The sequence below is a fragment of the Shewanella sp. A22 genome, assembly GCF_053850585.1.
Genome location: NZ_JBSQBN010000018.1, coordinates 25,775 through 44,576, shown reverse-complemented (window position 1 = coordinate 44,576; position 18,802 = coordinate 25,775). Strand labels below are relative to the sequence as shown.

Sequence of the window (18,802 nt, the reverse complement as noted above, 5' to 3'; positions counted from 1 at the left end):
AGGGCTTCAGAGAGTTCCATAAAAAAATCCGATAATAAAGATTATCGGATTTTCGCAGACTGAAAAGATCGGTCAACCGATCTGTTCAGATTTTATAGCATTACCGCTTAACTGATCGGCATTACCCGGAAGGGCGTTTTTTTGTTGGCTAATATTTAAAAAGTGAATGTTATTGCAATTAATAACCGCGGTGAAAAATGTATATTTTGTGTTTTTAGATTGTATAAAAGGTATATATGGATTTGCTATTGAAAGCTATAAATTCATAAATAAGCATTAAAAAACATTAATTTAATTGAATTTTATAAAACTGAGGAAGATAATTTAGCAATCAGTAATAGTAAGTCGTTGACTAGGTTGTTTTATGGCTGAGAATGATAACTTCCAACAATATGTTGCTAAAGTCTTTCGCGAACATCGTGGCGAGCGAGTGGTGTCATTTGAGTTTCAGGGTAAGCGCTATTGGTTGAAACAAGTTGAACAGCTTGCTGGCGCAATGCGTTTATTAAAGCAAAACTCTGCAGCAGCATTGAATAAAGAGATTGGTGTATTAACTGCCTTAAGCCGTCGAGGCGCACCGGTACCTGCGGTTGTTGATTTTGGTGATGGTTATATGGTAGTCGAAGATGCGGGAGATACGATTAATCATCTGCTTGACCATATCAATAAAGCCTCATGGCAACCTATTTTAAATGATGCGAGTACTGCGTTAGCCAAACTTCACTGTATGCAGCTTGCACATGGTCGTCCTGCATTACGCGATATTAGTTGGCAGGCGGGGGAAGTTAAATTTATTGATTTTGAAGCAAATCAACAGCATAAATCACTTATATCACAACAGATTCGCGATTTATTGGTCTTTATCCATAGCCTATATCGTTATATTGGTCCAAATAATAGCGTGATTAACCAAGCGATCGATTGTTATCGCTCTGCTGGAGGCGAAGCTATATGGCAAAAAGCGAAACAGTTTTTAGCCTCATGGCAATGGTTATATTATTTTGCTAGACCGTTTCGCAACATGGGTGGAAAAGACTTGAAGCCAGTTTATTGGGTGTTGTGGCATTTTAGACAAACCCTATAATATTGACAGAAATGATTGATATCATATTTTAATGAAAGCTTGCCCTATTGGAGCAAGCTTTTTTAATGGCGAAACAAGACATGGATGATTAAAGCGGGACGTTAAGGTTGTGCAGATAAATCTTGATATAAGGTTTCAATCCACTTGTCGGAAGAAATAAATTTCCAAGACCAAGAAGCGTATTTTGCTGGTACGCCTTGTTTTTTGATGGTGGCTAAATCGTGTCCCATTTCTATTTCACCACGCATCCAATTTATGCTGTCATCAAGCATATGTTTAAATTTTAACAGTGCATTCTTATTCCCTAACGCACCATGACCCGGTATCACTTTCGTTTTGTTATCTAAACGATCGAGTATCATGCTGACGTTTTCTCTATAACCTTTTACAGAACCACCTGCGGCGAGATCTATGTATGGAAAGCGGTCTTTAAAATATAAATCCCCCATATGAATAACATTTGCTTTTTGCCATATCACAACACTGTCCCCGTCGGTATGGCCAGGTCCTAAGTGAATTATCTCTAAAGTATCTTGATTGAAATGAATGGAAATATTCTCAGCATATGTGATAACGGGTAGTGCTGACTCAGGTGTATTGCTGTCTGCTTTGAGACGCTGTAGTACATTATGGTGGGCTAATATCGTACCAGTTTCACCAAAATGGGCGTTTCCTCCCGTATGATCGCCGTGGTAATGAGTATTGATTATGTATTTAGGCAGTCCGGGTTGGATTTCATTAAGTGCGACGGTGATTTTATCGGCTAAAGGGGCAAATTGATCATCTATAATTAAAATACCGTCACTGCCAGCTGAAACACCAATATTGCCACCCGCGCCCGTAAACATATAGGTATTATTAGCCAATTTTTTTGATATAATAGTGACATCACTCATCGTGCCATCTGCAAACAGTGTTTGGCTAAACGTCAGTATTGCAAACGCACTTAATGCGATTATGTTCTGTTGAAATCTCAGTTTCATGTTCGTCCCTTATTTTACGGTCTCGGTGATAATCTATCACCAATACAGTGACATGAGTAAATTAGATCACTTGCCTATTTATGTTATGCCACAGCATGGTCACAATAGGGCTATCAATTTATCATTCTCAACGGCTGGTATTAGTCCAAGGTAGCAGTTTTTGAGCAAATGTGTTGGCTAAGCCTAATCTAATTGCCGCATTATGACGGATGAGATATAACGCTTGGTAACATAGTGGCACTAAATAAAGGCTGGTCACTGTCGAAAAGGTTAACCCACCAATAATAGCTATAGCCATTGGCGAATAAGGTGGTCCGCCACCGCCTATTTGGGTGTCGCCCATGGCTAACGGAACTAAGCCCAACACTGTGGTTGCAACTGTCATTAATACCGGACGCAAACGCGTAATACACACGTTGATTATAGTGTCACTTAGTTTATCTAAATCAGGTGTCATTTGGTTGATTTGATCTACCAGTACAATACCATTATTGACCACGATACCCATTAAAATAAGTATACCAATCATTGACATAACCGACATCGGCGTACCAGTTAACCACAATGCCCAAAATACGCCTGTTATTGAGAACATAATGGAAGTAATAATTGCTGTTGGTAATAGCAGTGACTCAAATAATGCCGCCATAACAATATAAATCATTGCGATAGCCAAAATCATATTCACCGCCATGATTGACTGGTCTTCGTCTTGGCGCTCGAATCCACCTCGGAGCGAGTAGCCGTATCCCTTTGGAAAATTGACTGAATCCATGACTTGGGTAATTTGGGTTTGCGCTTCTTCTGTGGTGAAATCTTCTAAGTTGGCACCGATTGATAAAGCCGTTTGACGATTAAAGTGACGAATAGTATCAAAGCGTGGAACCACGGTAGCTTCGGCTAAACTGTCGAGTGTGTAAACGCGATCGCCTTGGCGAATGATCGGTAATTGTTTAAGCTTTTCGAGCGAGTTTTGCCAGCTTTTGTCATAGGCTAATTCGATCCGTAGTTCACCACTGGGATCATGGCGGAACGAACGTAATTGCGAGCCTCTTAAGGCAATTGAAATGTTCGATGCTATATCACTTAAGGTTAAGTCTAGGCGGGCAGCCATTTCACGATTGATCACCACTACCACTTCTTGTTGGGCGCCATTCACTTCCGAACGTACATCGACCAAGCCTTCTATATTCTCAAGTAATGGCATCACTTGTTCACTAATGCGGATTAACTCTGTTGTCGAGCGTCCAGTGAGCGTCACGCGGATCCCAGTGTTTTCATTGCCCCAGCCAAATTGCGGTGTGGCAATCGAAAACTTAGGAAAGCCTTCACGGATGATTTTCTTTAACTCACCAATGTCAATCGGGATGTCTTTTTGCAATAAAATGGTCGATTGTGCATCTTGTGGAGCGTAGTAACTATAAACTGCATCAATATAAAATTTGTCTTTATTGTTGTATAAATACGTTTCCATGCGATTAATCATGGCTTCGGTCACGGCTAGATTATGGCGACCTTCTAATTGATAATTAATGTATAAACGGTCATTACCTTCACCATCACCTTGATCTTGCTGCACCATACTGAGTGGTAATGCAGTCGATAGCAATATCGCCACCGCGATAATCCCTGAACGTTTAGGTCGGGTTAAGATCCAGGTGAGGCTGCGTTGATAAAAGTGACCTAAGCGGTTATTTTCATTGACTGGCTCAACCGCAAAATGAAAGTGATTAAGCATAAGTGGAATAAGGGTCTTGGCAACTAACAGTGATGCCGCAAGTGAGATACAAATGGCGACAGCAACATGCTCTAAAAAAATTGTCAGCTGCACTTTAACGCCAAATATATTAGGTAAAAACACAATGGCGGTGGTTAATGTTCCTGCAAAAACCGCTAAAGAGACTTTTTCAACGCCCGTTAATACAGCTTGTTGATTGGCCGTTTTTTGACAAGTGTCGTCAATGTGTGCGGTTTGTTTCTCTTGCAGTACGCTTTCGGTCACCACCACCGCATTGTCAATCAACATCCCGACTGCCAATAGTAGGCCCATCATCGACAAAATGTTCAAGCTGTAGCCTAAAAAATACATACCAGCCAATGTCATACACAATGAAATCGGCACAGATGAAATAACCACTAAGGTCATTTTAAGGTTACGCAAAAACAGAAACAGCACCCCAAATGACAATACCGCACCCATTAAGCCAGACCGTAGTAAGTCTTTTAATGACGATTTAACGCCATAAGCTTGGTCTTCCATGATAAACAATTTAATACCATTAAATTGCTGATCTTGCTTAACTTGTTCAATAACGCTTAATACGCGATCAGACACCTCAACTAAATTAGCACCAGATTCTTTAAACACATCAATGCCCACGGCATATTTTTGGTCTAAATGGCGGCCTTCAGTTTTCTCGGGCAGGGCATAGTTCACCATGGCGATATCTTGCAAACGAATACCCGGTACAATGACTAAATTGTTAATATCATCGATACTGGTAAATTCACCTTTGGGGGAGACTTGATACACCCGTGAGCTTTCTCTTAAAGTCCCTGCACTGATAACAAAGTTTTCTGTCAGCAAACGGCTTCGTAAATCGAGGATATTAAGGTTTGCGGCCGCTAACTTATCCGCGTCAAGTCGGATTTCAATTTGTTTTTGTTCAACACCGTAAAGGGTGACTTTTGATACACCATCAACCCGTTCAAGTGGCTTACGCAGTTGTTTATCTAATAAATCAAACGCATTAGAAAGTTCGCGTTCACTCGATATTCGTATCGTAAGTACTGGCATATCGGCGGTAGAAAACTGTTGGATCATCACGCGTTCAACATCTTTAGGTAATAAATGTCTTATAGCGTCTATTTTCTCACGTGCTTCGAGGCTTTTTGTGGCAACATCTTGACCCCACTTCATGTTGAGTCGAATAAAAGCACCGTCTTGAGTTGAATCCGAACGCACCTCTTCAATACCACTCATGGTGGCAAGTGATTCTTCGAGTACTTTGGTGATGTCGCGTTCAACTTCTGCTGGACTCGAACCTTTATACGGGACTTGTACCATAATTTGCGGAATATCAATTCCTGGAAACATCTCTAAAGGCAGCATTCGGCTGGCTGCCATGCCAAATAGCATAATGGCTAAGAAAAACATGCAGGTGGTCACGGGACGTTTTATTGCCAGTTGAGTGATATTCATGCTGGCGTCTCCGTTGCATTAAGCTCAGTTTCATTTGGGACAAACTGTTTACGGTCAAACTGCGCATATAAGGCGGGAATAACCAATAATGTTAGCAGTGTTGACATGCTTAAACCGAAAATGACGGTAATGGCCATTGGCGCACGAACTTCACTGCCATCACCAATCCCTATAGCCATAGGCAATAAACCTAAGGTAGTGGTTAGGGTTGTCATCATGATAGGACGTAAACGGGATTGCGCTGCATCATTAATCGCAGTTAGCTTATCCTTGCCTTCTTGGCGTAATTGATTAATACGGTCGACTAATACAATCGCATTGTTGACCACAATACCAGCCAGCATAATTAGGCCTATAAATACCACCACACTTAAATGGGTACCGGTAATAAATAATCCAATAATGCTGCCTGCAACGGCCATTGGCACGGCAATTAAAATTAACAGTGGATGTAACAATGACTCAAACTGACTGGCCATCACTAAATATACTAAGAAGATAGCTAGAACCAAGGCTATTTTTAACGAATCAAATGATTGTTCCATTTCTTCATTTTGACCGCCAAATCTGGCTTGAATTGAGCTAGGGAACTGCTGTTTAGTCAATATCTGCTGAGCTTGAAGCACCGCTTCGCTTAAATCACCATAAGCCAAATTAGATGACACAATAGCAACTCGCTGTTGACTGATACGGTTAATCGCTGAAGGACCAATTTGCAAATCTATTGTGGCGATAGCACTTAATGGTATCGGTTGGGCGCTATTGGGATTAATAATTAACGATTCAATGTCGCTGATCTGATCGCGTTCGCTTAACTCACTGCGCACTAAAATATCCACTTTACGATCACGTACCGTAAACTGGCTGGCAATAGTCCCACCTACACGTTGGGCAATACGGTTAGCGACTGTCGGTGCATCCATTCCTAACGCAGCTAAACGGGCATGATCAAAGCGAATACTGATCTCTGGTTGACCATCGCGTAAGCTAGTATTGATGTCACTAAAACGGTCAAATTCAGACAAGGCATTGACCAATTGGTCTGCGCTTTGTTTGAGTTGAGCTAAATCGTAACCTGATAACTCAATTTCTAGTGGGGTTTTAAAACTGAATAACTCAGGATGTTCAATTTTAGCTTCTAGTTCAGGAATGTTTCTTGCTGTGTTACGCAATACCTGACTAACGGTATTAAAAGCTAAATGGTCAGCTAATACCACTTGTAGTCGGCCCCAGTTTTCACCGCCGCGAGCGGTATCTGATGTCATTAATCCACCGCTACCCGCCTGGCTATAAGCATGTTTCACATCTTCTCGGTCTTGAATCGACAGCGCTAGTCGCTGTAATACTGCATCTGTTTCACTGACTTCGGTGCCTGGCGGCAATAAAATTTCAACATAAAACTCACCTTGGTTCATCGGTGGGATTAGCTCGACGCCTAACTTAGGCAGTAAACTGCTTGACGCTAGAGTGACTATTAGTGCTAACACAATGGTGAGTACTTGGTGGCGTAAGGCGTAATGTAATACTCGGTAATAGATTGATTCTACTGTGCGATATAAGTAGTTAAATCCGGTACTGATGGGTCTGAGTAATAGCCCAAATACACTACTGACAAAATGGCTTATGACGATAATGGTGGTTAACAATCCAGCTGGTAAGTACTTAAATAGTAGCTTAAATGGAAAGCTCAATACAGCCAGTAAGTAGTAGGTTATTTTTCCTTTTCGGCTTGTTGGTTTAGGCTTTTGGGCTACTTCAGCCGGTTGTGGCAGGCTAGTAAAACCTTGACGGGATGCCAACATGGGAATGGCTGTTAAGGCAACAAATAATGAAGCAAGAAGGGCGAACGTGACGGTGAGAGCTTGGTCTGCAAATAGGGCTCCAGCAATACCGTCGACAAACACTAAAGGTACAAATACCGCCAACGTGGTAAGCGTTGACGCAAAAATAGCTCCAGAGACTTCTTTACATCCAGTGACCGCAGCTTCTATTTTACTCATGCCTTGAGCTTTATAACGGTCTATGTTTTCTAATACCACAATAGCATTGTCGACCAATAAACCAATCGCCAATGCAATACCGCCTAGCGACATAATGTTTAAACTGATATCAGCAAAATACATCATGTTAAAGGTGGCAATAACCGAAAAGGGGATCGAGATTGAAATAATAAGTGTGGCAATAATGTCCCGTAAAAACAGGTAAATCACCAGCATTGCCAATAAGCTGCCGAATAATGCCGCAGAAGTTACTTCATTCACTGCACTTTCAATAAACTCAGATTGGTCGTAAATAATGTTTAACTTATTTTGCCCATTCGCTTGATTGATTTTTTCAAGTTCAGATTGTAGTTTTTGCGCAACAGCAACGGTATTGGCGTCGCCTTCTTTGTATATTGCTAGCTCAATCGATTCTACCTCGCCGATACGAGTAATATCACTGCGTTCTTTGTAGGCATCACTAATCACCGCAATGTCAGATAATCTGACTAAAGTTTGGCCATCTCGGTAGATAATCACTTGCCCTAGTTCATCTAAAGAGTTGAATTGATTTAAGGTTCTGACTAAATATTCTTTATCACCTTGGATCACTTTACCTGCTGATAGGTTGATATTTTCTTCATTGATGCGGCGCTTAATTTGGTCGGCATTAAGGTTTAATTGACTTAGTTTTTGTTGATTTAATTCAATATGAACTTCTTGCTCTAACCCTCCGGAAAGCCTTACGGCAGCAACACCGGATAAGGCTTCTAAACGCCGTTTTAACTCTTCATCAGCAAAAGTTCGCATTTGCTTTAACTGCTCAGAATCGGCATTGGGTACAGAAAAAGCTAAGCGCATGATGGGATCAAGATTGGGGTTAAAACGCAGTAATAATGGTTTATTAATGTCTAAAGGAAGCTCAATGGTGTCGATTTTCTCACGTACTTCAAGGCTAGCCATATCCATATTGGTACCCCATTCAAACTCGAGTACAACATCAGACATACCAGAACGTGAAATTGAACTGATTTTTCGTAGTCCTTTTACCACCCCTACGGCTTCTTCAATAGGTTTTGATACCAGCTGTTCAATTTCAACCGGAGCAGCACCGTCATACGCTGTGCGTATTGTTACACTGGGATAGCTTAAATCGGGTAACAATTTTACTGCGAGGCGAGAAAACCCTACCATGCCAAAAAGCATCACTGCTAACATGAACATCCATACAGTGACGGGGCGTTTAACCGAAGTATTAATTATAGACATTATCCCGCTCCGTTATCGAATAGCTGCGAAGCTAAGTGGGGTAATAATTTCCACTAATGATTGATCTTTTAGGTTTTGTTGGCCGCGGATGACTATTTGCTCCCCATCTTCCACACCCGATAAGATTTCAACCGTATTATTTTCACGGTAGCCCAAGGTGACTTCACGTCGTTGTGCTTTGGTGTCTTTAATGACATACAACGCTTGGGTGTTATCTTGGTTGATTAATGCGTTATAAGGCACGGTCAGGACATCAAGGTGGGTGTCGTATTTCAGTTCAACGCGGGTAAACATACCTGCTTTTAATGTTGCATCTTGATTGGGTACCGCTAGTGTTACTTTAAACGTACCACTTTGAGCATCCACTATTGGACTGATGCGTAACACGTTAGCGGTAATAATTTTAGCGTTTGCAGTTTGATGTTGTTGAATAATACTGGCTTGCTGACCAACACGTAAGCTAGCAAGTTGTTGTTCTGGTAAGTGTAATATGCCGTGAAGTTGGTCTTGATTAACGACATAAAATAGTTCTTGGAACTCTTTGGCCATATTGCCGGTTTTTACATAACGCTCGGCAACGACTCCATTAATAGGTGAGGTAATTTGGCTTTCCTTAACTTGTAGCTCCGCCAAGTCACGTTGTGCTTTCGCCGCTTGTAGATTGAACTCAAGTTTGGCCATTTGATCTTGGCTAATAAACTCTTTGTTGTTCATTTTGTTTAAACGATTTAACTCTTGTTGAATAATTTGCACTTCGGCTTCTGAACGATTGAAGTCATAACGCTGACGCTTGGCATCGATAACGGCTAGCACTTGTCCTTTAGTAACTCGATCGCCTTCTTCTACATTTATTGTTTCAATTATCCCTGCAATCCTGCTCATCACATGGGACTCTTCTGGTGCCTCAAGTGTTGCTGTGGTGCTGTAAAAAGAGGATACATTGCCTGTAGTGACCAGTGCGGTTTCAACTGGGATAGCAAATTTTTCATCTTCTTTTGCTTGCTCTGTTTCGTCACCACAACCGCTAAGTGCTGCGATACAAAATAAAGGAATTGCCATTTTTTTTATGTTGATGAACCTGTCCATGGGAGTACCTGCAAATTATTATTTTTGAATTAAATGACGCTAATGTACTTAGTGTTATGTTTAAGTGGTTAAACGTCACGTTATCATTTGTAACCAATGTTAATACAATTCAATAAGCACTAACCATGCCAAAGTTTTTAATTGTTAAATTACAGTATCTTATGTATATTTGTTGTGCAAGGTTAGTGCTGTTGAATATGTTAAATTAGTGAAAACTATTAACTTTTGGTGTGATTAGTTATTCGTATCTGTTCGTGTTGCAGAAATAAACAGATTCATTGGTATCAATAAATGGAAAATAATCAGTAAAGGAATCGTAAATGAGAGCAACAATATGGTTATGTACATTAGCGTCAGTCATTTTATTGTCTTCATGCAGTATGTTGGTGAGCCAGCAATCTAATAAACAGTCTGTATCGAGCAGTTTAATGGACTTTTTGTATCCCAATAAAAAAGACCGGGCAGAGCATAGTGCCGAAGTTCCACTTCTTACATTGCCCGTAAAAGTGGGCATTGCCTTTGTGCCCTCTTCTGGAAGGCAAAATCAGGCAATTCATAATAAGGATCAATATGAATTGCTGGAAAAAGTGAAAGCAGCTTTTATTCAATATGATTATATTGACCGAATTGAAATCATTCCGAGTACTTATTTGGTTGGTGGCGAAGGATTTACAACATTAGAACAAGTAGGGCGCTTATATGATGTCGATGTGATGGCGTTGGTGTCATATGATCAGGTTACACAATCTGTCGAAAATAATGCTGCACTACTGTATTGGACGATTGTTGGCATGTATGTCATTCCGGGGAACGAAAATACCGTTCAAACATTTGTTGATACCGCAGTGTTTGATATTAAAAGCCGTAAAATGCTCTTTAGGGCTCCAGGTGTGAGTAAACTTGAAAAACGTACCACAGCAATTGGTATTGACGAAACCTTAACGGAGAAGTCAATGGAAGGCTTTAATATTGCAGTAACGGATATGAGCAAAAACTTAGATGATGAATTAGCACGGTTTAAAGTGAGAGTTAAAGAAGAGAAAATTGCCAACGTTGAACATTCAAGCAGCTACAAAGGAAGTGGTGGGGCATTGGATTTAACGGGTTTATTATTACTTATGTTAATTGCCATATTGAGTGTGTTCTTAAGACGTCGAAAAGTGCATTGATTTTCAAACAACATTCACTCAAAAACTCAAAATAAAAAAGCGCCTTTCGGCGCTTTTTAATCACGTTAATTAAAAAGATTAACGTTTATCAACACTCACAAATTCACGCTCAGACTCGCCAGTATATAACTGACGTGGACGGCTGATTTTGTGGCCTGGTTGATCTAACATTTCTTTCCAATGCGAAATCCAACCAACTGTACGTGATAATGCAAATAGCACAGTAAACATACTGGTAGGAATACCAATGGCTTTCATGATGATGCCTGAGTAGAAATCGACGTTCGGGTATAGCTTCTTAGAGATAAAGTATTCATCTTCAAGGGCAATACGCTCAAGTTCCATCGCTACATCCAATAATGGATCAACCACTTTCAGTTCTTTAAGCACGTCATGACAGGTTTCACGCATCACTTTAGCGCGAGGGTCAAAGTTTTTATAAACACGATGACCAAAGCCCATAAGACGGAATGGATCGTTTTTGTCTTTCGCTTTCTCGATATATTCAGGAATGCGGTCAACGCTGCCGATTTCTTCTAACATTTGCAAACAAGCTTCGTTAGCACCACCATGTGCGGGCCCCCATAACGAAGCAATACCCGCTGCAATACATGCAAATGGGTTTGCACCAGAAGAACCTGCTAAACGAACGGTCGATGTCGATGCATTTTGCTCATGATCAGCATGTAATACAAAAATACGGTCCATTGCTTTTTCAACAACAGGGTTCACTTTGTACTCTTCGCAAGGCGTTGCAAACATCATTGACAAAAAGTTACCCGCATAACTTAAATTGTTATTTGGATAGATAAATGGCTGTCCAGTTGAATATTTGTAACACATTGCAGCAATTGTTGGCATTTTTGACACCAAACGGTATGCAGCAATTTCTCTGTGCTCTGAATTGTTAACATCAAGGGAATCTTGATAGAAAGCAGATAATGCACCTGTTACACCACATAGCATTGCCATAGGGTGTGCGTCGCGGCGGAAGCCTCTGAAGAAGAATGCAATTTGTTCGTTAACCATAGTATGTTGTTTTACAGTGGTAACAAATTGTTGGTAATCAACTTTAGACGGTAATTCACCGTATAGAAGCAAGTAACATAAATCTAGATAGGTCGATTCAGTCGCAAGTTGCTCAATTGGATACCCACGGTGTAACAAGATACCTTGCTCACCATCGATATAAGTAATTGCTGACTCACAAGATGCAGTAGCTAAAAAGCCTGGATCGAAGGTGAAATACCCTTTTTTTCCAAGTGTACTGATGTCGATAACGTCAAAACCTTCAGTACCTTTCTTGATAGGTAGATCGATTGAATCGTTTCCTGGTAACTCTAATTTGGCTATATTATCAGCCATACCCCGTTCTCCTTACTTCATTCTTTTATATGAGTGCGGCATGTTAAGCGATGATTACTTTACAGTGGATCGGGATCACATTTCAATTTAAATAAGCGTTTAAATTTGTTAGACCATGGTATATGTCCGCTGAAAACCGCTCTGCGCTTGGATTAGAATAAAAAAATACTAAAAAAACTTATTTTGCATAATGTGAGGTTTGTATTTGACAATTCCCACGAGTATACTTGCCTTCGTCCCTAAGGGCGACGAGCGTCACAGTTTAGGAATGATGAATTTACGAACTAAATAGTGATTTCTCAACTGATTAGATGTTTGAGAGCAGTCTGTCTTTTGTTTAAAAAATGCTCTGCCTTGTGCAAGTATTTAGCATTTAAGCAAAGAATAGATTCATAACAAAAATAAAGCTCAATGGAGCTGAGTGAGCAGAACGTGAAAAAGCAAAGACCTGTCCATCTAGACCTGCAGACGATTCGCTTTCCTGCGACAGCGATCGCGTCAATCTTACACCGTGTTTCCGGTGTTATCATGCTATTTGCTATTGGTATCCTTCTTTGGTTGTTAAATTCGACTTTAACATCAGCAGATGGTTTCGCTAGCGTACAATCCTTGTTTGATAGTTTCGTGATGAAGTTCATCCTTTGGGGAATTCTAACCGCGTTGGGGTATCATTTATTAGGTGGCATTCGTCATTTAATTATGGATTCTGGCCACTGGGAAGAATTAACCTCAGGTACAGCATCTGCTAAGGCTACGTTTGCGTTAGCCGCGGCCTTTTCGATAATTGCGGGGATTTGGGTATGGTAGTAAATGCAGCAAGTTTTGGACGAAGTGGTGTTCATGACTATATTTTATTACGCGCAAGTGCAGTGATTCTCGCTTGTTATACTATTTTTTTAGTAGGTTTTATCGCGTGTAGTGCCCCGTTAACCTTTGAGATTTGGAATGGCTTGTTTAGTGCATTACCAATGAAAGTATTTACCCTAATAACGTTAGTGGCTTTGCTCATCCATGCGTGGATTGGTGTATGGCAAGTGTTGACTGATTATGTCAAGCATACTGCGTTACGCGGTGTATTACAGTTTACCTTTGTTGTGATCGCGTTTAGTTATTTAGCGTCAGGCATTGTAATAGTGTGGGGTGTTTAAGTGAGTATTCCAGTACGCGAATTTGATGCAATCGTTATCGGTGCCGGTGGTGCGGGTATGCGTGCAGCATTACAGATTTCTAAAGAAGGTAAAAGCTGTGCGCTTTTATCAAAAGTATTCCCAACTCGTTCTCATACGGTTTCTGCTCAAGGTGGTATCACCGTAGCATTAGGTAATGCGCACGAAGATCATTGGGAACAGCACATGTATGATACGGTTAAAGGTTCTGATTTTATCGGTGACCAAGAAGCCATTGAATTTATGTGTCAAACCGGTCCGGAAGCCATTATTGAACTTGAGCAAATGGGCTTACCTTTTTCTCGTTTCGAAAACGGTACTATCTACCAACGTCCTTTCGGTGGACAGTCTCGTAACTTTGGTGGTGAGCAAGCTGCTCGTACTGCTGCTGCGGCCGACCGAACAGGTCATGCGTTACTTCATTGTCTATATCAACAAAACGTTAAGCATAAAACAGATGTCTATTCTGAATGGTATGCATTGGATCTCGTTAAAAACGAAGATGGCGTGGTTGTTGGTTGTACAGCCATTGAAATTGAAACGGGTGATATTGTTTACTTTAAAGCCAAAGCGACGATTTTAGCGACTGGCGGTGCAGGGCGTATATATGCCTCAACCACCAATGCTCACATCAATACTGGTGACGGTGTTGGTATGGCTGCTCGTGCTGGTGTTCAGTTACAAGACATGGAGATGTGGCAGTTCCACCCAACGGGTATTGCTGGCGCAGGTGTTTTGGTGACAGAAGGTTGTCGTGGTGAAGGTGGATATCTTCTCAACAAAGATGGCGAGCGCTTCATGGAGCGTTATGCGCCAAACGCGAAAGATTTAGCATCACGTGACGTGGTTGCACGTTCTATGATGACTGAAATTCGTGAAGGTCGTGGTTTAGATGGTCCTTTAGGTCCGCACTGCTTACTTAAACTTGATCATTTAGGCAAAGAAACCTTAGAAGCTCGTCTTCCTGGTGTATGTGAGTTATCACGTACCTTTGCTCATATCGATCCGGCAGATGGTCCAATCCCTGTATTGCCAACGTGTCACTACATGATGGGTGGATTACCCACCAAAGTGAGTGGTCAAGTTGTTCGTATGAATAACGATGGTACAGAACAAGACGTATTAGGTTTGTTTGCTGTAGGTGAAATTGCCTGTGTATCGGTTCATGGTGCAAATCGTTTAGGTGGTAATTCTCTGCTTGATTTAGTGGTATTTGGTCGTGCAGCGGGGCAGCACTTAGGTAAAGCGTTAGACGCAACACCTGATCCCAAAGCGGCTTCAGACGTAGAAATTAGTGCATCGTTGGCTCGTCTTAATCGATGGGAAAGCAATAAAGACGGTGAAGATCCTGCTGTTATCCGTAAAGATTTGCAATTATGTATGCAGTTAAATTTCTCTGTTTTCCGTAGTGGTGAAGCCATGGCTGAAGGGCTAGAGCAGCTTCAAGCTATTAAGAAACGTCTTGATAATGCTAAGTTATCTGATAACTCAACAGAGTTTAATACTCAACGTATTGAATGTTTAGAGTTAGATAATTTAATGGCAACAGCGCTAGCAACTGCTTATGCAGCTAACTTCCGTACAGAAAGCCGTGGTGCACATTCTCGTGAAGATTATTTAGAACGTGATGATGACAATTGGTTATGTCACAGTCTGTTTGATCCAGCGACAAGTGCAATGAGCAAACGTGATGTCAACATGTCACCTAAATTACGTGATGCGTTTCCACCGATAAAACGGACCTACTAAGCAGGAGTTGCAAAGATGAAATTAACATTTGCATTGTATCGTTATAATCCTGATGTAGACACTAAGCCTTACATGAAGGACTACACCTTAGAAGTGCCAGATGGCTCTGATATGATGGTGTTGGATGCGTTAATTAAACTGAAAGAACAAGACTCAACGCTTGCGTTCCGTCGTTCATGTCGTGAAGGCGTGTGTGGTTCTGACGGTGTTAACATGAATGGTAAAAATGGATTAGCGTGTATCACGCCATTATCGACCTTTAAAGGGAAGAAAATTGAAATCCGTCCTTTACCAGGCATGCCGGTAGTTCGTGATTTGGTCGTTGACCTCACTCAGTTCTACAAGCAATACGAAAAAATTAAGCCTTATTTGATTAATGATGAGAAGGCGCCTGTTCGTGAACATTTACAATCACCTGAAGAGCGTGCTCATTTAGATGGTTTGTATGAATGTATTATGTGTGCATGTTGTTCAACCGCTTGTCCATCTTTCTGGTGGAATCCGGATAAATTTATCGGTCCTAGTGGTTTATTACATGCTTATCGTTTCTTGATTGACAGTCGCGATACGGCCACTGAAGAGCGTTTATCTGAGTTAGATGATGCTTACAGTGTGTTCCGTTGTCATGGCATCATGAACTGTGTTGATGTTTGTCCTAAGGGATTAAACCCGACTAAAGCGATTGGTCACATCAAGTCAATGTTACTTAAGCGAGCAGTTTAATGCACGAAACAGAGCAACCTAGTCTGACTAATTAGCTCTGCTAGGAGTCATCTTCAGTTATGAAGATGACTCTTTTGTGTGTTTATGTAATACCTCCTGTGATTATTTTGTTAAGATAATTTCAGTCTACGTGTGATGTAACTTAGGTTACTCACTGTTATGTTTATGGCTAGCACGTGTATCAAGTTTGAAAGGAATAACAATGCACCAAGGCATCATGAAAGCCTGGCTTGAGTCGTCACATTTAAGTGGTTCGAACTCGACCTACGTAGAAGAGATGTATGAAGCCTATCAAGAAGATCCGCAATCAGTCACTCCTGATTGGCAGCTTGTTTTTGATAATCTCCCACCAGTAAACGGTGCCTCAGTAGACGCGCCCGAAACTGCCCACTCTAAAGTTCGTGACTATTTCCGTAGTTTAGCCCTTGAAGGTCGTTTAAAAAATGCGAATAGCGTTAGCGACCCAGAGTTAGATGCGAAGCAAGTAAAGGTCCTGCAACTTATTAATGCCCATCGTTTCCGTGGTCATCAAAATGCCATTTTAGATCCATTAGGATTGTGGAAGCGTGAGGAAGTTCAGGAGTTAGACCCTGCTTATCACGGCTTAACCGTTGAAGACATGCAACGCCAGTTTAATACCGGTTCATTCGCGTTAGGCGGTGAAACGATGAAACTGGCCGATATTATTCATGCATTAAAGAGCACTTATTGTGGTTCGATTGGTGCCGAATATATGCACATTACCGATACCGATGAAAAACGTTGGATCCAGCAACGTCTTGAACCGACATTAGGTAAAGCCAATTATGATAAAAACGTTAAAAAGCGTATTCTTGAAGGGTTAAATGCAGCAGAAGGTATCGAAAAATACCTAGGTGCTAAATTTCCTGGAGCTAAGCGTTTTTCATTAGAAGGTGGTGATGCGCTGGTTCCTATGATGCGCGAAATCATTTACCGAGCTGGTGAAGCGGGTACAAAAGAAATCGTTGTGGGTATGGCTCACCGTGGTCGTTTGAATTTACTGATAAACGTGCTTGGTAAACGTCCTGCTGAATTGTTTGACGAGTTTGCTGGCAAACATGCCGACACACACGGCTCTGGCGATGTAAAATATCATCAAGGTTTTTCATCTGATTTTGAAACGCCAGGTGGAAATGTCCATTTAGCGTTAGCTTTTAACCCTTCTCACTTAGAAATTGTGAATCCAGTGGTCATTGGCTCAGTGCGAGCACGTCAAGATCGTCGTGGTTGTAAAGATGGTTTGCAGGTTATGCCCATTACCATTCATGGTGACTCGGCTATTACTGGGCAAGGTATTGTGCAAGAGACGTTTAACATGTCTCAAACTCGTGGTTTCAGTGTGGGTGGTAGCATTCGGATTGTTGTCAATAACCAAGTTGGTTTTACTACATCTAACCATGCAGACACCCGTTCAACCGAATATTGTACTGACATTGCTAAGATGGTTCAGGCGCCGATTTTCCATGTTAATGCTGACGATCCTGAAGCGGTTGCGTTTATCTCTCAACTTGCTGTCGATTATCGTAATGAGTTCAAACGTGATGTGGTTGTAGATTTAGTGTGTTATCGCCGCCATGGCCATAACGAAGCTGATGAGCCAAGTGCGACACAGCCATTAATGTACGCTAAAATTAAAAAACACCCAACACCACGAAAAATCTATGCAGATAAGTTAATTGCAGAAAACAGTATTCCAGCCGATGAAGTGACAGGTTTGATAAATCACTATCGTGATGCATTAGATGCGGGTGATTGTGTTGTGAAAGAGTGGCGTCCTATGACGTTACATACAGTTGATTGGACACCGTATCTTAATCGCGAATGGGATGAAGATTATGCGGGGGCGATGTCGATGGAACGTCTGCAAAACTTAGCCAATAAGTTAGTTGATATTCCTGAAAATCATACGCTTCAATCTCGTGTTGCCAAGATTTATGGCGATCGTACCGCGATGGCTAAAGGCGAAAAATTATTAGACTGGGGTTTTGCTGAAACCTTAGCGTATGCTTCAATCCTAGAAGATAACAAGCGTGTTCGTATCACCGGTCAAGACTCTGGTCGCGGTACATTCTTCCATCGTCATGCGGTATTGCATAACCAAAAAGACGGTACTACCTATTTACCTTTGCGTAATGTGGCAGACGAACAAGCGCCAATTGATATTATTGACTCAGTATTATCAGAAGCCTCAGTATTAGCGTTTGAATACGGTTACGCGACTGCAGAACCGGGTGGCTTAACCATTTGGGAAGCGCAGTTTGGTGATTTTGTTAACTGTGCCCAAGTTGTGATTGACCAATTCTTGTCATCGGGTGAGCAAAAGTGGGGCCGTTTATGCGGTTTGACTATGCTGTTACCTCATGGTTATGAAGGTCAAGGTCCTGAGCATTCGAGTGCACGTTTAGAACGCTTCTTGCAATTATGTGCTAACCACAATATGCAGGTGTGCGTGCCATCAACTCCGGCGCAGGTTTACCATATGTTGCGTCGCCAAGTTGTACGCCCTATGCGTCGTCCATTAGTGGTGATGTCACCTAAGTCTTTACTTCGTCATCCATTGGCTGTGTCTAGTCTAGAAGAGCTTGCTGAAGGGACTTTCCAAAATATTATTGGTGAGATTGACACCTTAGATGCAAGTCAAGTTGACCGCGTTGTATTTTGTAGCGGTAAAGTTTATTTCGAATTACTTGAAAAACGTCGCAAAGAAAATATCACCAACGTTGCCATTGTGCGTGTTGAGCAGCTGTATCCGTTCCCTGATGTGGAACTGCGTGCGGCATTAGCGTCATATCAACATGTTACTGATTTTGTTTGGTGTCAGGAAGAGCCACAAAACCAAGGTGCATGGTACTGTAGTCAGCATCATTTCTGGGCTAATATTCCGTCAGGCGCTCAATTAACTTATGCGGGTCGTGAAGCGTCAGCTGCACCTGCATGTGGTTATCCTGGGTTGCATGTACAGCAGCAAGAATCATTAGTTAATAGCGCATTAAAACTGTCGTAATA

12 protein-coding genes are annotated in these 18,802 nt (G+C 41.5%); 7 read left to right on the top strand and 5 right to left on the bottom strand.

Going from position 1 to position 18,802, the window contains the following annotated elements; genetic code table 11:
* Positions 1-364 precede the first annotated feature (364 nt).
* Positions 365-1,084: a serine/threonine protein phosphatase gene (locus ACWXWT_RS05385; protein ID WP_456040593.1), complete on the top strand. Its 720-nt coding sequence runs from the start codon at positions 365-367 to the stop codon at positions 1,082-1,084.
* Positions 1,085-1,185: 101 nt separating this feature from the next.
* On the opposite strand, the gene ACWXWT_RS05380 is transcribed toward ACWXWT_RS05385, so the two are convergent.
* From ACWXWT_RS05380 to ACWXWT_RS05365, 4 genes are all read right to left on the bottom strand, one after another.
* Positions 1,186-2,067, bottom strand: a complete 882-nt coding sequence (locus ACWXWT_RS05380; protein ID WP_456040592.1) for an MBL fold metallo-hydrolase — start codon at positions 2,065-2,067, stop codon at positions 1,186-1,188.
* Between the two features lie 127 nt (positions 2,068-2,194).
* Positions 2,195-5,269 carry an efflux RND transporter permease subunit gene (locus ACWXWT_RS05375; protein ID WP_456040591.1) on the bottom strand — a complete coding sequence of 1,025 codons (3,075 nt, stop codon included), beginning with the start codon at positions 5,267-5,269 and terminating at the stop codon, positions 2,195-2,197.
* Positions 5,266-8,517 (bottom strand): efflux RND transporter permease subunit, encoded by a 3,252-nt coding sequence (locus tag ACWXWT_RS05370; RefSeq protein ID WP_456040590.1) that lies wholly within the window; start codon positions 8,515-8,517, stop codon positions 5,266-5,268. The genes ACWXWT_RS05375 and ACWXWT_RS05370 overlap by 4 nt, the downstream gene beginning before the upstream one ends.
* A gap of 12 nt (positions 8,518-8,529) precedes the next feature.
* Positions 8,530-9,603: an efflux RND transporter periplasmic adaptor subunit gene (locus tag ACWXWT_RS05365; RefSeq protein ID WP_456040589.1), complete on the bottom strand. Its 1,074-nt coding sequence runs from the start codon at positions 9,601-9,603 to the stop codon at positions 8,530-8,532.
* A 320-nt stretch (positions 9,604-9,923) separates the two neighbouring features.
* On the opposite strand from ACWXWT_RS05365, the gene rhlP reads away from it, so the two are divergent.
* Positions 9,924-10,772, top strand: coding sequence for a rhombotarget lipoprotein (gene rhlP / locus ACWXWT_RS05360; RefSeq protein WP_456040588.1), 849 nt, complete (start codon positions 9,924-9,926; stop codon positions 10,770-10,772).
* A gap of 78 nt (positions 10,773-10,850) precedes the next feature.
* On the opposite strand, the gene ACWXWT_RS05355 is transcribed toward rhlP, so the two are convergent.
* Complete coding sequence (locus tag ACWXWT_RS05355; RefSeq protein WP_456040587.1) at positions 10,851-12,137, bottom strand: citrate synthase; 1,287 nt, start codon at positions 12,135-12,137, stop codon at positions 10,851-10,853.
* A gap of 411 nt (positions 12,138-12,548) precedes the next feature.
* Between ACWXWT_RS05355 and sdhC the strand changes: the two genes are divergently transcribed.
* The 5 genes from sdhC to sucA all read left to right on the top strand — a co-directional run bounded on the left by sdhC (position 12,549) and on the right by sucA (position 18,800).
* On the top strand, positions 12,549-12,944 hold the full coding sequence (sdhC, locus tag ACWXWT_RS05350; protein ID WP_456040586.1) for a succinate dehydrogenase cytochrome b556 subunit: 396 nt from the start codon (positions 12,549-12,551) through the stop codon (positions 12,942-12,944).
* Positions 12,938-13,285: a succinate dehydrogenase, hydrophobic membrane anchor protein gene (sdhD, locus tag ACWXWT_RS05345; RefSeq protein ID WP_456040585.1), complete on the top strand. Its 348-nt coding sequence runs from the start codon at positions 12,938-12,940 to the stop codon at positions 13,283-13,285. The genes sdhC and sdhD overlap by 7 nt, the downstream gene beginning before the upstream one ends.
* A complete protein-coding gene (gene sdhA / locus ACWXWT_RS05340) occupies positions 13,286-15,052 on the top strand; it encodes a succinate dehydrogenase flavoprotein subunit (RefSeq protein ID WP_456040584.1) in 1,767 nt (588 codons plus the stop codon).
* A gap of 15 nt (positions 15,053-15,067) precedes the next feature.
* On the top strand, positions 15,068-15,775 hold the full coding sequence (locus ACWXWT_RS05335) for a succinate dehydrogenase iron-sulfur subunit (protein WP_456040583.1): 708 nt from the start codon (positions 15,068-15,070) through the stop codon (positions 15,773-15,775).
* Positions 15,776-15,977: 202 nt separating this feature from the next.
* The gene (sucA, locus tag ACWXWT_RS05330; RefSeq protein WP_456040582.1) at positions 15,978-18,800 is read left to right on the top strand and encodes a 2-oxoglutarate dehydrogenase E1 component; all 2,823 of its coding nucleotides are present in this window, start codon (positions 15,978-15,980) and stop codon (positions 18,798-18,800) included.
* Positions 18,801-18,802: the final 2 nt, after the last annotated feature.

What these genes read in the sequence shown, in the direction of transcription:
- ACWXWT_RS05385 (WP_456040593.1), top strand. Translation starts at nt 365, where the DNA reads ATGGCTGAGAATGATAACTTCCAACAATATGTTGCTAAAGTCTTTCGC.
- ACWXWT_RS05380 (WP_456040592.1), bottom strand. Translation starts at nt 2,067, where the DNA reads ATGAAACTGAGATTTCAACAGAACATAATCGCATTAAGTGCGTTTGCA.
- ACWXWT_RS05375 (WP_456040591.1), bottom strand. Translation starts at nt 5,269, where the DNA reads ATGAATATCACTCAACTGGCAATAAAACGTCCCGTGACCACCTGCATG.
- ACWXWT_RS05370 (WP_456040590.1), bottom strand. Translation starts at nt 8,517, where the DNA reads ATGTCTATAATTAATACTTCGGTTAAACGCCCCGTCACTGTATGGATG.
- ACWXWT_RS05365 (WP_456040589.1), bottom strand. Translation starts at nt 9,603, where the DNA reads ATGGACAGGTTCATCAACATAAAAAAAATGGCAATTCCTTTATTTTGT.
- rhlP (WP_456040588.1), top strand. Translation starts at nt 9,924, where the DNA reads ATGAGAGCAACAATATGGTTATGTACATTAGCGTCAGTCATTTTATTG.
- ACWXWT_RS05355 (WP_456040587.1), bottom strand. Translation starts at nt 12,137, where the DNA reads ATGGCTGATAATATAGCCAAATTAGAGTTACCAGGAAACGATTCAATC.
- sdhC (WP_456040586.1), top strand. Translation starts at nt 12,549, where the DNA reads ATGGAGCTGAGTGAGCAGAACGTGAAAAAGCAAAGACCTGTCCATCTA.
- sdhD (WP_456040585.1), top strand. Translation starts at nt 12,938, where the DNA reads ATGGTAGTAAATGCAGCAAGTTTTGGACGAAGTGGTGTTCATGACTAT.
- ACWXWT_RS05335 (WP_456040583.1), top strand. Translation starts at nt 15,068, where the DNA reads ATGAAATTAACATTTGCATTGTATCGTTATAATCCTGATGTAGACACT.
- sucA (WP_456040582.1), top strand. Translation starts at nt 15,978, where the DNA reads ATGCACCAAGGCATCATGAAAGCCTGGCTTGAGTCGTCACATTTAAGT.